The sequence below is a fragment of the Parafilimonas terrae genome, assembly GCF_900115755.1.
Classification (GTDB): Bacteria; Bacteroidota; Bacteroidia; order Chitinophagales; family Chitinophagaceae; genus Parafilimonas; species Parafilimonas terrae.
On sequence record NZ_FOXQ01000002.1, the window covers coordinates 303,735 to 319,097 of the forward strand.

Below are 15,363 nucleotides of genomic sequence, written 5' to 3' on the forward strand. Positions count from 1 at the left end.
AAGGGATGTTTGCTTGCCGGTTTTTATGCTACAGAAATAATTACCAGGAAAGTGCAGAAGATTTCTTGCCGCCCGGAAAATAAACGCCGGCGGGTTATTGCAGATTATCTCATCTGTTCATCTAATTCAAAATAATTCTTGGCGTTATTATAGCATATATCTTCTATGATTTTCCCCGTCCATTCAATATCATTTGGCAGTTCCCCGCTTTCAATTTCTTCACCAAAAATATTGCACAATATGCGCCTGAAATATTCATGCCTGGGGTAGGAGAGAAAGCTTCTTGAATCGGTAAGCATGCCAACAAACCTGCTTAATAAACCCATATTTGATAAGGCGTTTATCTGCCTGGTCATGCCATCTTTCTGATCGAGAAACCACCAGCCAGAGCCCCATTGAATTTTACCGGCAACAGAGCCATCATTATAATTGCCAATCATGGTAGCCATCACTTCATTGTCGGCAGGATTAAGGTTATAAATGATGGTTTTTGCGAGCTTATTATTTTCATCAAGCGTGTTCAAAAATTTTGCAAGCGCTTCGGCCTGCGCAAAATCGCCAATGGAATCCCAGCCTGTATCGGGGCCCAATTGCGATAACATGCGTTTATTATTGTTGCGCAATGCACCCAGGTGATATTGCTGAACCCATCCTTTTTCATGGTCCCATTCTGCAAAAAATAAAAGCATGGCGCTTTGAAATTTACGCTGGTCTTCCCCGCTTATTTGTTTGCCTGCCCTCAGCTCCACAAAAATGTTTTTTATATCAGCCAGCGTAAAATCATCTGCATAAATTCTTTCCAAACCATGATCGCTTACTTTACAACCCATCTCGTTAAAAAAGTCATGACGTTTTTTTAATGCACCCAGGTAAGTGTCGAAGTTTGATATTTCTGTGTTAGCAACAGCAGCAAGTTTATTTACATAATCATTAAAGGCGCTTACATTGTTAACCGTCATTGCTTTATCCGGCCTGAATGCAGGATATACTTTTACGCCAAATCCATCATCGCTTATTTTTTTATGATACCTTAAATCATCAAGCGGGTCATCGGTTGTGCAAACAACCTTCACATTCATTTTTCTCAGCAAACCCCTTGTTGAATATTCTTTTGTTGAAAGCAATGCATTGGCTTCTTCAAAAACGCGTTTTGCAGAATGCCCGTTTAGTATGACATTAATATCAAAATAGCGCTGCAGTTCAAGGTGCGTCCAGTGATATAAAGGATTACGCAATGTGTAGGGGACAGTGGCTGCCCAGCGCTCAAACTTTTCCCAGTCGCTGCTGTTGCTGCCTGTTATAAATTTTTCATCAACGCCATTGGTGCGCATGGCACGCCATTTATAATGATCGCCATACAACCATGCATGTGTGAGATTTTTGAAATTAATATCTTCAGCTATTTCTGCAGGAGGAAGATGACAATGATAGTCTATAACCGGCATCTTCTTCGCGTAATCGTGATATAATAACCTGGATGTTTCTGTGGTTAACAGGAAATTGTTATCTAAAAAATGTTTCATTGTTTATAAATTAAGCTATAACAGATCAATCTTTGTAAATCAACAGGCATCGGGCAAACGTTTAAACGTTTATTACAGGCTCACACCGCGTTTCCATGGAATAAAATCATCCTGCTCATTTTTTACGGCGCAAACTTTTATATCGCCTGATGCAACTTTAATTACATAATCCAGTATGCGTTCACCGGCCTCTTCAATTGTTTCTTCGCCTTCAATAATAGTTCCTGCATTAATGTCAATTATATCCTGCATACGGTTATACAATTTTGTATTGCTGGATATTTTTATAACCGGCGTAACAGGGTTGCCTGTTGGTGTGCCGAGCCCTGTTGTAAATAAAACAATATTGGCGCCCGCAGCCACTTCGGCTGTTGTGCTTTCAACATCATTGCCCGGCGTACATAATAAATTCAAGCCCTGCTTATTTACTTTTTGAGGATAATCCAATACGTCAACAACAGGAGAGGAGCCGCCTTTTTTTGATGCGCCTGCACTTTTAATTGCATCTGTTATCAGGCCGTCTTTTATATTGCCCGGAGATGGGTTCATATAAAATCCGCTGCCCGCGTTTTCTGCAAGCTGGTTATAGGTTTTCATTAAATGCATAAAACGTTCAGCGTTTTTTTCATCGGTACAACGTTCACTTATTTCCTGCTCCACGCCACAAAGCTCCGGGAACTCAGATAGGATAACGGCACCGCCGCATGTTACCAGAATATCTGATGTATAACCAATGGCGGGATTAGCACTGATGCCGCTGAAACCATCGCTGCCACCGCATTCCAGGCCTATGATTAATTTATTGATGGAAGCAGGTTGCCTTGTTATTTTATTCGCTTCTGCAAGGCCTCTGAATGTTTGTTTTATTGCCAGTGAAATAAAATCTGAGCCTTTACCGGTTTGTTGCTGGTCAAGAATAAACAACGGTTTATTAAAGCCCGCATCGCGTTTGGCTATTTCTGCTTCAAGGGTTTTTACTTCTGCATTCTGGCAACCCAGGCTTAAAACCGTTGCACCTGCAACATTCGGATGTGTTATATAACCGGCAAGCAAACCGCACAATGTATTTGCATCCTGCCTTATGCCGCCGCAACCCAATGTATGTGTAAGAAATTTTATGCCATCGATGTTAGAAAATAATTTGCCTGCATCATCATCTTCTTCTTCCAATACATCAATATTAAAATCATCCGCCAGGAAATCTTTGCCTGATACGTAGGCCTTTTTTAGTTTATGGGTAAGCGATGAATATTTTCCTTTGGCTTTATAACCCAGTTCTTCCAGCATGGCTTCTTTCATCTTTTCCACATTGCGGTTCTCGCAAAAAACCATCGGTACCACAAGCCAGTAGTTAGCTGTGCCTACGCTGCCATTACTGCGGTGATAACCCATGAAAGTCTTGTGTTGCCAGTTGCTTACATCTGGTGCGACCCAATTATTTTTTTTTGTTGACTGATGGAATGCATCAGTAGCATGCACAATATTTTCTGTTGATATGCGGCTGCCTCTTTCAATATCCTGCACCGCTTTTCCAACAGTAATGCCATACATGGTTATTACATCGCCTTTTTGCAGGTTTGTTGTTGTGAACTTATGTTTGGCAGGCACATCGTTCTTTAATAAAAAAACGTCTTCTTTAAACTGGATTGTTTCGCCCTGCTTTATATCTCTAAGCGCCACCAATACATTATCGGCAGGATGAATTTTTAAAACACTATGCTTCATTTGACACCTTTCCTCCATACGATAAACGGGTGATCACATATTTAAACTCGCTGCGGTTAAACTGCTGCAAAAAATACTGCACTAACGCTGCAAAGCCCGGGATACTTGTAAGATCAATATCCCATAGCGATTCATTGCTCAAAATTTTTTGTGCAACTGTATCTGCAGAATCATTTTGCCAGTATGAATAAAAAAGCGCTGCATCAGGATCATCTATTTTATACTTCCTGTTTTGCGACCTGCCGTAATAAACACCGTCAATTATTTCTACCGGTTTGGTGAATAAAATATAGGCGGCAAAGCCTGCTGACATATACGATGGCACTTTGCCTGTTTTTTTATAATAGCTTAAAATTAATGGCAGGCAGCGCATTTTGATTTTAGCTGTATAATTCATGCTTATGCTTAGCCATTTGTGCTCGATATAAGCATTGCAAAAGCGGTCGATAACATTGGCGGCAAAAGACGCGGTGTCTGCACGGGTGATAGTTTCATCAATAATGCAGTCGGCAATTTCTTCGGTCATTAATTTTTTTATGAAGTTGCAGATAGCTTCTTCCCGCATTGATTCATACACCAGGTCAAAACCTGCGAGGTAAGCCAGTGCGCAACTGAATGTATGGGTTGCATTCAGCAGGCGCAATTTTAATTCGCGGTATTTATTAATGTCAGGTGTTATAATAACGCTTTTGTCTGTTGTATAAAATGAGAGTATTTCTTTTGTCCGTTCAGAAGATGATTCAATGGCCCACAAACTGTACGGTTCACTCATTATTGTCAATGTATCTTTATAACCAGCTTTTTGTTCAAAAGCAAGCTGGTTCTGCTTTTTAAGCGCACCTGGCACAATGCGGTCAACCAGTGAATCGCAAAAATCATTGGCAGTATCAAGCCATTCAACAAATGCCGTATCCAGCTTATTTATGGCAGCAAGCTGCAAAACAATCTTTTTTAATTTTTTGCCATTGTCCGTTATCAATTCAGTTGGAATAATTACAATCCCGCTTTCGGGGCTGCCATTAAAATGCTGAAAGCGTTTGTATAAAAACGCCAGCAACTTGCCCGGGAAAGATTGCGGCGGCGCGGCATTAATATCGTCATCTTCTTTTAATTCAATACCTACTTCGGTTGTGTTTGAAATAATGATTTGCATGGCTGCGCTTTCTGCATACTGCATTATTTCATGCCAGCTTTGCTGCGCTGCCAACACTTTGCTGATAGCTGCATTAATAATATATTCCTCAATATCTTTTCCGTCAACTATGCCTTTAACGCATTGCGTATATAACCCGTCTTGTTTTGTAAATTCCCCAACATCTTCACCTGTTGATTTTATAACCACAACGCGGCCGTTAAACACATGTTGCTTATTGGCTTTATCAATATAAAAATCAGGCAGGCCGCGTAATAAAACGCCGGTGCCAAACTGCAGCACTTTTTCGGGTAAATCAAACACCGCGGCATCGGGCGCATTAAATGTTTCGGGTGTGTGTTTTTCTAATATTAATCTTCTGTTTAATTGCATAAAAAAAATTTATAAACAACTGCCGGCAGCCAATTGCGGTAGATTTAAGTGATGTGAAAAAGAAGTATCTGCTGAAAGCAATAGTACATACATAATTGAATGAAACCATTGAAAAACCTGCCTTTTTCTACGGAAACGTTTTCTAAAATAGCAGCAGTAACTTATTTAAACCGGGCAGCTCTCAATACATGATAAAACCTATAATTTTATACTGTACGCGGCTCTTTTGGGCATTTTAACTGTTTAAGCCCGGAGTTAAATAAGGCTAACAACGTTTATGCAGGCATGAATTTTAAAAATGATACTTTAGCTTTATTGGTGGCCGGAAACAATAATCCGGCAGGGTGGAGAAAATATAAACCGCATGAAATACGAAGCTGCCAAATTAAAGGACATATCTAAGGTGCTGGGACTGTCTGTATCAACAATAAGCCGTGCACTTAACGATAGTTATGAGATAAGCGAGAAGACCAAAAAACTGGTGCGGGAATACGCGGAGAAAATTAATTACCGCCCTAACCCGGTTGCTGTGAGCCTTCGTGAAAAACGCAGCCGTTCCATTGGTGTGATAATAGCCGAGATAGCAAACAGTTTTTTTTCGCAGATGATTAATGGCGTTGAATCGGTGGCGCATGCTAAGGGGTATAATGTTATTATAACTCAAAGCCTTGAAAGTTATGAAAGGGAGCTGAGCAATCTTGAATTTCTGGCATCGCGTTCGGTTGACGGGTGCCTTATTTCCGTATCAACAGAAACAAAAAATTTTGATCATATTACGCGGCTGCACAAAAGAGGTTTTCCCTTTGTATGTTTCGACAGGATAATTGATGATATAAAAACACATAAGGTTTCAATTGACAATTTCAAAGGCGCTTATGATGCTACTAAAGAACTGGTGAAAAGCGGCTTTAAGCGTATTGCCATGCTGGGCAATGCCGAACATTTATCGATAACGCAGGAAAGGCTGAGCGGGTATAAAGCAGCTTTAGCAGATGCAGGGCTTGTGTTTGATGAATCGCTGATACGCTATTGCCTGCATGGCGGTATGATATACGGTGAGGTGGAGCAGGCTATGAATGAACTGATGAGCCTGCGTAAAAAGCCCGATACTTTTTTTGCCGCTTCTGATAAACTCACCACCAATTTTGTTCGTTATTGTAAAGCAAAAAAAATAAGCATACCCAATAAACTCGGGCTGGTTGGCTTTAGCAATCTTGATCTTACGGATTTGCTTACGCCGGCGCTTTCAGTTATTCGCCAGCCGGCTTTTGAAATGGGTGAGGCTGCTGCTGAATTATTGATAAAACTGATTGAAGCCAAGCGCCCGCCTGCTGATTTTGAAAACATGGTTCTGCCGCCGGAATTACTGATACGGGGATCATCGGAGAGAAAGAAGTGAAGAATGTGAAAGGTGAATCGACAAACGTGAATCGTCAATCGTGAAAGCTTCCAGGTTCCTGTTGTTATTTGTTGAAGCGTTTAATTTTTAAAATAATTATTATGATACTAAATACAATTACGAACCTGGAATAATCACAGGCTTATATTCACTATTCACGATTCACGTAAATCATTGTTTTATCAGCCACTTCGCCAGTTCTTCTGCCGCCTTATAATTCTCAAACTCTTTTGGCAGTTTTCTTCCGTTAGTATATTCATTATATAACCAGGGATCACCCACCGCAAACACAGTGCCTTTACCATATTTAGCAACGGCCATGATGTTTTTATCTTCTTTTGTAAGCACAGCTTTTGCCGGGGATTGGAGTTGCAGGGTGGATAATTCTTTTATGTAAATCTTTTTGGTTGATTTAAAAATTGGATTGTTTGCATTAATGTTTATAGCGCCCATTTCAAACTGTGCGCCTGTAACGCGGTTATAGGAACCTTCATTAAAATGAATGCCAAATGTGGCAGCGAGATTGTTGAAATGTTCAAACTCTGCATTGCCCGAATCGTTGCCTAATAACAATAATGTGCCGCCCTGTTTTACCCAATCGCTGATAAGTTTTATATCATCTGCCTGTATATAGTTTGGATTGGGGTTTTCTTTCGGCGTATCAGGATCAACAATTATATACATGCTGGCTTTGCTTAAAATGGCAGCCGTAGGTTTTTCAGCAGAAAATGTTGTAGCCACGCCATATTTATTAAACACATGGCCTAACAAAGAATAGCCATTGTTATCATCTTCATTCCATACATAATGATATTGAATTGTATCATTTGATGCCGCATCATATTTTTTTTCATGGTTGAAATAACCATCTAATAAAACGGTTTTGCCCTTGCCCAGATTCATTGTTGGTATCATATCCATTTCAGCGCACATTTGTATAAAAGCCCCAACACCTTTTAAATCATCCCGCACCACTTTTTCACGCAGGTAATATGCATAACTGCCATCGCGGTAAGGATTGCCGCCAAGCCCGCTTACACTTACCGTTCCATCAAGATGAACCAGCCCGTTTGCATCTTTTACTACAAATTTTTTAATGATGCCTTTATAACCTTTTTCAGCAGCAGGCAGGTAAGATGATGGGAGATAACCAAGCCTTGTGCCTTTTGCCAAAGCATATACAAACATGCACGATGCGGATGCTTCAAAATAATTGCCCTGCCTGTTGGGAAAATTCAAAACATCCCACCATAAACCTGTTTTGTCATCCTGCACTTTTACAACAGCCGCTGCAAAGCGGTTGAGTATATCCACCAATTCTTTTTTGTGCGGATTATCGTCAGGAAAATATTGCAGCACATCCACCAATGCCATTCCATACCAGCCCATGGCACGGCCCCAAAAATTAGGTGATGTACCGGTTTCTTTATTGGCCCATTGCTGTTCTTTCGATTCATCCCAGCCATGATACAACAAACCTGTTTTTGTATCTCTTGAATGCTTTTCCATAAATATAAACTGGCTGGCTATATCATTAAATGCCGTATCATCCTGCACCCGCTGCGCATACATGGCATAAAACGGTTCGCCCATATATAAACCATCAAGCCACATTTGCCAGGGATATACTTTTTTATGCCAGAAACCACCTTCATGCGTACGCGGTTGTTCACGTAACTGTTCTCTTAATAATGACGCGGCTTTAAAATATTTTTCCTTACCGGTAACATTATACAACATCAACAAAGCATTGCCATTTTTTATATTATCAATATTGTATTTTTCTTTGTCGTATGTTTTTATGGTGCCATCGTCATTTACATAATGGTCAATATTTTTTTGTATGTAATTAAAATAATCTGCGTTGCCCGTGTTTTTCCACAATGCCTCAAGCCCGCCATATACAACGCCCTGGTCATACGTCCACACACGTGCCAGCGAATCTTTCCATACAGTCATCACGGTTTTTGCCATTGCTTCGCCGTAGGATAAGTTTTGCTGTGCTTTTGATACGCCTGCAGCGCAGCAAATCATAATTGCGATAAAAGTTTGTTTGTATTTCATTCAACTAATTATTGTTAACCCTATGGGTTTATTTTTTAGTATGTTACCAGCTTTTGTTCTTCGTGGCATCGTCCCTTGTGTCACTCCCTTGTACTGCATATTTTCATGGCAGCTTTGCGTCATCGTGCCTTTATGGTTTATTATTTTTTGGGCCACGGAGACTCAAAGGCACGAAGAAACACCATACTTATACAATGTATTATTCTTTCGTTAAAGCAGATTCTTCTGTTCCGTTAAATGCCGCCAGTTGTTTGGCATTGGAAGTATTGCTGTTTACAATTTTAATATCCTTTGTTTTTTCACCTGATAACTTCATCAGCAATGCTGCGTTATCATTATAACCAATATTGTCAAACAAAATTTTATCGCTATTAATAACATGAATTACCGGCGATGTTTCTTTTGTTACCAGTTGAATGTTTTTAAAATTAATGCCTGTTGCTTCAGAACATTCAATGCCTTTATTTGCCTGCAATACCATGTTGCTTAAATTAATATTGGAGATATGCATTTCCGGCAATCCCCTTATAAAAATGGCTTCTGATGCACCGTTGCAAACAACATTATCAAAGTAAAAATCTTTAAACACCGGCGTGCCTGCATCAACAGGTTTATATTCCACCTGCGGAATGCCGTCAACTATTTTAGGCGAAGCGAAATAATACATATCAAACAATATGGCTTCATTCACTATGTCTTTCATATTTATGTCAGATGCATAAATGTTTTCTACCACGCCACCGCGGCCGCGTACTGTTTTAAAACGCAGGCCAATATCCGTTCCGATAAATGTGCAATCATGCACGTAAATATTTTTTGCACCGCCGCTCATTTCACTGCCAATAACAAAGCCGCCATGTGCATGATATACCACGCAGTTTTTTATTTCAACATTTTGCGTGGGCATGCCGCGTTTACGGCCTTCTTCATCACGCCCGCTTTTTATGCAGATACCATCGTCGCCCACATCAAATGTGCTGTTTTCAATTAAAACATTACTGCAGCTTTCCACATCAATGCCATCACCGTTTTGCGCATACCATGGGTTTTTTGCATAAATATTTCTAACCGTTAAATCTTCACACATCAGCGGGTGCAAACACCAGGCCGGTGAATTTTGAAATGTCACGCCTTCCAGCAAAACCCTTTTGCATTTTGTAAATACAAGCAGGTTAGGCCGTAAAAAATCTTTAATAGAAGCATAATCGTTTAAAGTTTTACCTGCTTCAATCACACCCGGTTTTTTTGTTTTTGTGCCACGCACATAACTTTCAGAAGGGTACCATTGTTTGCCATCATCACTTACAATGCCGCCTTTCTTTAATAAGTTTTCCCATTCCGTTTCAGATAATTTATCATGGTTTACAGCCCGCCAAACGCCGCCGTTGCCATCAATAATACCACTGCCGGTTATAGCAATATTTTCTGCATTGGTTGCAGATAAAGGTGATTGATTCCGATACGCAGGCAAGCCTTCATAATTGCCTTCTACTAATTTATATTGCGTCTTATCATCAGTAAACTGCAGCAATGCATCTTTGGCCAGGTGCAGGTTTACATTCGATAATAAAACAATGGGGCCTGTTAACCAAAATCCTTGTGGTATTAACACTACGCCGCCACCTTTTTTATTGCAATCAGCAATAGCATCGTTAATGCTTTTTGTATTCAGCGTTAATCCATCTGCCCTGGCGCCATAACTGGTTATATTAAACGTATCCGTTTTAAAAACTGTTGGTGCAGGGGCTTTTATGTTTTGTGCTGTTAATGTTGTGCAGCTAACTGTAAACATTAAAAAAGCCAGGCAATATTTTATCATCAATCGTTGATTTTATTAATAAACATTTTCTGCATATTTCTTAATAAAATCTGTATCCAGCTAATTTAATTACGGAAACGTTTTCCGGTTTGAAAAGCCCTGCCTAACTAATGCTGACTGGCACAAATAGTTTTATATAAATGCTTGCATTTGTATCCGGAGCGCCTTATCGTAATCAGGTATTGCACCATTATATTCTGCTTCCTGGAAATGAGAAGACTACATAATCCACCATTGCCCTGCTTTCCGTGATACTTTTGTTATAATTCCGCAACTGCTTTGGGATACCGTGTTTGTTTTTTTGTGCTATCAAAATAAAATAACAATGAAAACAAACACTATCAAAACATGCATTATGCTGGGTATATCAGCTTTATTGTTTGCTTCCTGCAAAAAAGATGATGCACCTCCTGCGCAGGCTAATACCATCACCATCGAAAATGTATTGGACAGCAAACCGCTTGTTGAATCCGGAACCTTCCAGGGAACGGGAACACCGCCGGTAATATTGCCGGGCCAATCCACATCTATTACTTTCTCTGCAGCCAGGAATCAATATATCACTTTTGCAACCATGTATGGCTGGAGCAATGATTTATTTTTCGCCCCCGAAAACCCCGGCATTAAATTATACAATGATGATGGCACGCCAATAACAGGCGATGTTTCATCTCAGATAAAATTGTGGGACAACGGCACCCGCGAAAACCAAACACCCGGCATGTCTGTTACACATCCCGGCACGGCTGAAACCACCGCTAAAAATATTAAAGAAGTAAACGGAACGGATGACTATGGCCATACTTATCTTCCGGCATCTCAACTGATGAATGTATCGCTTACTTACGACGGTAACTCCATGTTTACGCTTACCATTAAAAATAATTCAGGCAAAACACAAAACGAAACGCCATTCAGCCCCGGTGTTTGGGCTATTTCTTATGTAGCGGGTGGCGGCCAGTTGCTCCCCAATGCTATCTATACATCAGGCCAGCCCACTGCAAACGGGCTTACCAATATTGCTGAAATGGGCGATAACGCTGTTTTAAGCAGCTACCTTTCTGGCCTTACCGGCATTTTTACACCATTATCCCCGGTGCTGGTTGTGGTATATAGCGGCGCCGAAAACCCGTTTTATAAAGTGGGTGAAAACGACAGGGGAGAAGGCCTGAAAGATCTGGCGCAAAAAGGGAATGCTGATATATTAGCCGATGCTTTAAGAACAAAGCCCGGCATTAAAAATGTATATGTTTTAAAGGAAGCTACCAACACCGTATTGCTGCCAAAAATTAATGGCGCTGATGGCGGAAAAGTCTCGCAGGCCTTATCTGTCAGTAAAGGAGACAGGGTTGCTATTGCTACGATGTACGGCTTTTCAAACGACTGGTTTTTTGCCACAACCGGTAATGATATAGATGTCACACAAAAAGGAGATGTATCTGCCACTATAGGTTTATTTGATGACGGAACGGCTGTAAACCAGTTTCCCGGGGCGGGCATTACGCAGTTTAACCTCGCTGGCACACCGCTTGATGAAAGTAAGCCTATTGAAGCAGTGCCCAACCCCAATGCATTTACAACGCTGCCTGCAATAAATGATATTATTAAAGTAACGATTCAATAATTTTCAGCAATAGCCAAAGTGCAGCCAACCTTTGGCGTTACTGCCAATAAAACTTAGCACATGAATATCATTTATTTGATCTTTATAAAGCATTTCAAAAAAGCAGCCGTTATATTTTTTGCAATTCCGTTTGCAGCATGCGGGCAACAGGCATCGCTTATCAATCAAACAAAAACATTTGAAAAAATGACACAAACAAAAAGAGAAAATGCAGTAAACAGTAACGGGACACATGCAACCGACACTGCAACCTTTGCCGCCGGATGTTTCTGGTGTGTGGAAGAACAGTTTAAACAATTGAATGGTATAATATCTGTAACATCGGGCTTTACCGGCGGCGATGTGGCGAACCCCAGCTATAAATTAGTTTGCACCGGCACAACCGGCCACGCAGAGGCTTGCAATATTGTATATGATCCTTCAAAGATCTCTTATGATGAATTACTTGCCGCATTCTTTGTGGCGCATGACCCCACGCAGCTTAACCGGCAAGGCAACGATGTGGGCACACAATACCGCTCAGCCATTTTTTATCATAACGATGAACAAAAAGAGCTGGCTGAATATTATATCCATAAATTAGATGAAGAAAAGGCTTATGATAAAAAAATCGTTACAGAAGTAAGCCCATACACGGTATTTTATAAGGCGGAAGATTATCACAAGGATTATTACGATAATAATATGGATCAGCCTTATTGCCGGCTTGTAATAAAGCCTAAATTGGACAAGTTTCGCAAAGTGTTTAAGGGAAAGCTGGTTAATGAATGATAAGTAAGGAATAGTGAATGGTGAGCAGTGAATGATACAGAAGGATTTTGATTGTATAATTAAATGCAATACCCGTTTATAAAAATTAAACGTGATTGCAATAACGATCAAGTTTCAAGCTTCAGGGTTTATGACCTAACGAATGACAGTTCACCACTCACTTAATTATATTAATAAAAACAGTCTTGCACTTTTTAACTGTAATAAAATGAAACCTGTATTTATAACCTGCCTGCTGTTCTGCATATTGGCAAGCTGCAGCAGCAATGCACAACAAAAAAACAATGATATGATGACAAAAGAAGATCACGTAAACAACCCATATTATTCCCGCACAGATACAATGCATTTAAATGTAAGCGATGCAGAATGGAAGAAAATTTTGCCTCATGATTTATATGCCGTTGCCCGTGAGCAAAACACGGAAATGGCTTTTACCGGCAAGTATTGGAACTCCGATGAAAAAGGCACTTATTATTGCGCTGTATGCGGCAATAAACTGTTTCGCTCCACTGCAAAATTTGCAAGCACCTGCGGCTGGCCCAGTTTTTTTGAAACAGAAAGAAAAAACAGTGTTATTTATAAAGAAGATAATTCGCATGGCATGCACCGCATTGAAGTGGAATGCGCCCGCTGTAACTCACACCTGGGGCACATTTTTGATGACGGCCCGGCGCCTACTTACAAGCGTTATTGTATGAATTCTGTTTCCCTTGATTTTGTGCCTGATGGTATGTGAGTATCATAAGTTTTCTTAATTGAAAAATAGCCGGCCATACGCAATCAAAATGCAAAACAGGAAAAGAATAAGATTAGTAAGAACATTTTTAATCTCGTTTCTTTTATAATGTATGCTTGCTGCAAAAGGCATAATGAAAGCCAGGCAAAGGGCTGCAACAGGTGTTAACCAGGGTGTGATATGGAAATACACAGGTGCAATTAATCCTGCCGCACCTGCTATCTCCGAAACACCGATAAATTTTATAAAAAGGGCAGGAAGCCCTTCTACGCCTGTTTGGCCTTTTGCCACCAATATCCGCTCTGGCAATATAGATTTACAAATACCTGAATAAAGAAAAGTTATTGCTGTAATTATTTGTAAAATCCAAAGAATAGTGTTGTTCATAACCTTTGTATTTTTTGTAATACAAAGGTGAAAACAGCAGCCGGCAAAACCTTTGACATTTATCAAAAAATCAGATCTGCGAACGTATTCTGCTCAAAGTTTCCTGTGTAATGCCGAGATAGGAAGCAATCATGCCAAGCGGCACTCTTTGTATAAAAGAAGGGCTTGTTTTCATTAATACCTGGTAACGTTCCAACGCGGTTGCAAAATGCAAGTCGTCAAATTTTTGCTGTAACTGCACCAATCCAAATGATACAAGTTTCCTGTAAAGGTTTTCTATATCGTGGTATTTGCTGCAAAGATTGTCAAGATCATTATAGTGAAGTGCATAAAGAACGGAATCTTCCAAAAGTTCAATTCCGCGCCTGTCTGGCTTTCGGGTAATAAAGCTGATAATAGAAGATGCAAATGAATGTTCATCGCTTATCCAGTCTGTAACATCTTTACCATCTTTCAGATAGTAAGTCCGCGTTAATCCACTGTCTATAAAGTAAGTAAAATTGCAGGTGGTATCAGGCTTAACAAGAATATGCCCCCTGGGTAATATCAGCTTTTTTAAATGTGCTGCCAGCGCCTGCCGGCCTTGTGCAGACAGGCGGGTATATTGAGAAACCGTTGAAAAAAAATTATCCATTTCTGCAATTCAAAATTTTTACAGCAGCATTAAACATTACAATAAATCAGGTGTTTGTTCGGTTATTATTTTTCGTAGATGGCTGCCTTATTTTTTATCTAATAATTCTTTCAACGCTGCTGCCTGGCTATGTATTTCATCTTTGGCGCCGTAAACCAGCGTAACGGTTTTATGCTTTTTTATTAGCTGCTTTAATTCATCAAGCGCTGAAGATTGCTGCAGCTCTGCTTTGTATTTTGTTTTAAATGCTTCCCATTTTGCCGCATCATGGTTAAACCATTTACGCAGGACAGTTGATGGTGCAATGTCTTTCAGCCAGATATCAACATGCATGTCTTCTTTCTTAATGCCACGCGGCCATAACCTGTCAACCAGTATCCGAAACCCGTCTGTCTTTTCTTTTTCTTCGTAAGCCCTTTTTAACCTGATATTCATGTTTAGCGCATAATTTTAAATGGTGATGCAATTTTTGTTTCCATTATGGCGGCAATGCTTGCTGCTTTTTCTTTTACTATATCAGCTTTCTTTCCTTCAAATAATTCATCAACCGTTCCAGTAAACAACAGCAGCCAGCGCTGAAAATGTTCCTTTGTAAACGGCACCTGTTCATTAAGATGTATATGCACGCTCATAGGATTGCCCACATATTTATTGGTGAGAAAAATAATATTCTCCCAAAAATCATACATCACCGGTAAATGCTTTTCCCAGTTCACTTTTGCTATATCATTAAAAATAAACCCAATCACATCATCCTGCTTTACCTTATCGTAAAAGGTATTTACCATGCGCTCAACATCGGCCCTACTTTTAATATCCTGTTTCATAGAGTTATTTTATGATTAATATTATAGCATCTGTCACAGCTTTTACATCGTGTGTTTCAAATGCTTTAAAAGAAAACATATCTCCCTTTTTTAACTCATATACTTTTTCTTTTAAGGTGAAAATAATTTCGCCTTCGGCCACCATTAAAAATGCATCAGTTGCTGAATGATGCGGCTTCAGCATTTCTTCTTTTTTCAATTGAAGCAGCACTGTATGAAAGCGCTCGTTTTTATAAACCTGCTTCGATTTTATTTTTTCAAAATCTTCCTGCTGGTATATGTTCCCTAAAATCATTTTATCAATTAAAATTTACTATACATACTAC

The 15,363-nt window shown here is 39.9% G+C and carries 14 protein-coding genes; 4 read left to right on the forward strand and 10 right to left on the reverse strand.

Going from position 1 to position 15,363, the window contains the following annotated elements; genetic code table 11:
* Positions 1 to 104: 104 nt before the first annotated feature.
* The 3 genes from uxaC to BM015_RS06000 all read right to left on the reverse strand — a co-directional run bounded on the left by uxaC (position 105) and on the right by BM015_RS06000 (position 4,773).
* On the reverse strand, positions 105 to 1,523 hold the full coding sequence (gene uxaC / locus BM015_RS05990) for a glucuronate isomerase (RefSeq protein ID WP_090655933.1): 1,419 nt from the start codon (positions 1,521 to 1,523) through the stop codon (positions 105 to 107).
* A 72-nt stretch (positions 1,524 to 1,595) separates the two neighbouring features.
* Positions 1,596 to 3,248 (reverse strand): UxaA family hydrolase, encoded by a 1,653-nt coding sequence (locus BM015_RS05995; protein ID WP_090655936.1) that lies wholly within the window; start codon positions 3,246 to 3,248, stop codon positions 1,596 to 1,598.
* Positions 3,238 to 4,773 carry a tagaturonate reductase gene (locus BM015_RS06000; protein ID WP_090655939.1) on the reverse strand — a complete coding sequence of 512 codons (1,536 nt, stop codon included), beginning with the start codon at positions 4,771 to 4,773 and terminating at the stop codon, positions 3,238 to 3,240. The genes BM015_RS05995 and BM015_RS06000 overlap by 11 nt, the downstream gene beginning before the upstream one ends.
* Before the next feature lie 364 nt (positions 4,774 to 5,137).
* On the opposite strand from BM015_RS06000, the gene BM015_RS06005 reads away from it, so the two are divergent.
* Entirely contained in the window at positions 5,138 to 6,172 is a 1,035-nt protein-coding gene (locus tag BM015_RS06005) for a LacI family DNA-binding transcriptional regulator (protein ID WP_090655942.1), read from the forward strand.
* A gap of 171 nt (positions 6,173 to 6,343) precedes the next feature.
* On the opposite strand, the gene BM015_RS06010 is transcribed toward BM015_RS06005, so the two are convergent.
* The gene (locus BM015_RS06010) at positions 6,344 to 8,236 is read right to left on the reverse strand and encodes a glycoside hydrolase family 88 protein (RefSeq protein ID WP_090655945.1); all 1,893 of its coding nucleotides are present in this window, start codon (positions 8,234 to 8,236) and stop codon (positions 6,344 to 6,346) included.
* Between the two features lie 199 nt (positions 8,237 to 8,435).
* A complete protein-coding gene (locus tag BM015_RS06015) occupies positions 8,436 to 10,055 on the reverse strand; it encodes a glycoside hydrolase family 28 protein (protein ID WP_090655948.1) in 1,620 nt (539 codons plus the stop codon).
* A 325-nt stretch (positions 10,056 to 10,380) separates the two neighbouring features.
* On the opposite strand from BM015_RS06015, the gene BM015_RS06020 reads away from it, so the two are divergent.
* From BM015_RS06020 to msrB, 3 genes are all read left to right on the forward strand, one after another.
* The gene (locus tag BM015_RS06020) at positions 10,381 to 11,679 is read left to right on the forward strand and encodes a spondin domain-containing protein (RefSeq protein ID WP_090655951.1); all 1,299 of its coding nucleotides are present in this window, start codon (positions 10,381 to 10,383) and stop codon (positions 11,677 to 11,679) included.
* A gap of 60 nt (positions 11,680 to 11,739) precedes the next feature.
* Positions 11,740 to 12,450, forward strand: coding sequence for a peptide-methionine (S)-S-oxide reductase MsrA (msrA, locus tag BM015_RS06025; RefSeq protein ID WP_317040519.1), 711 nt, complete (start codon positions 11,740 to 11,742; stop codon positions 12,448 to 12,450).
* A gap of 208 nt (positions 12,451 to 12,658) precedes the next feature.
* Complete coding sequence (msrB, locus tag BM015_RS06030) at positions 12,659 to 13,189, forward strand: peptide-methionine (R)-S-oxide reductase MsrB (RefSeq protein WP_090655956.1); 531 nt, start codon at positions 12,659 to 12,661, stop codon at positions 13,187 to 13,189.
* Positions 13,190 to 13,204: 15 nt separating this feature from the next.
* Here the strand turns inward: msrB and BM015_RS22050 are convergent, their stop codons facing one another.
* The 5 genes from BM015_RS22050 to BM015_RS06055 form a co-directional block, all read right to left on the reverse strand.
* A complete protein-coding gene (locus BM015_RS22050) occupies positions 13,205 to 13,576 on the reverse strand; it encodes a DoxX family protein (protein ID WP_143075766.1) in 372 nt (123 codons plus the stop codon).
* 70 nt (positions 13,577 to 13,646) lie between these two features.
* Complete coding sequence (locus tag BM015_RS06040; RefSeq protein ID WP_090655963.1) at positions 13,647 to 14,210, reverse strand: Crp/Fnr family transcriptional regulator; 564 nt, start codon at positions 14,208 to 14,210, stop codon at positions 13,647 to 13,649.
* Positions 14,211 to 14,297: 87 nt separating this feature from the next.
* Positions 14,298 to 14,645, reverse strand: a complete 348-nt coding sequence (locus BM015_RS06045) for a DUF488 domain-containing protein (RefSeq protein WP_090655966.1) — start codon at positions 14,643 to 14,645, stop codon at positions 14,298 to 14,300.
* Positions 14,646 to 14,647: 2 nt separating this feature from the next.
* Positions 14,648 to 15,037, reverse strand: a complete 390-nt coding sequence (locus BM015_RS06050) for a group III truncated hemoglobin (protein WP_090655969.1) — start codon at positions 15,035 to 15,037, stop codon at positions 14,648 to 14,650.
* 4 nt (positions 15,038 to 15,041) lie between these two features.
* Positions 15,042 to 15,332, reverse strand: a complete 291-nt coding sequence (locus tag BM015_RS06055) for a cupin domain-containing protein (RefSeq protein ID WP_090655972.1) — start codon at positions 15,330 to 15,332, stop codon at positions 15,042 to 15,044.
* Positions 15,333 to 15,363: the final 31 nt, after the last annotated feature.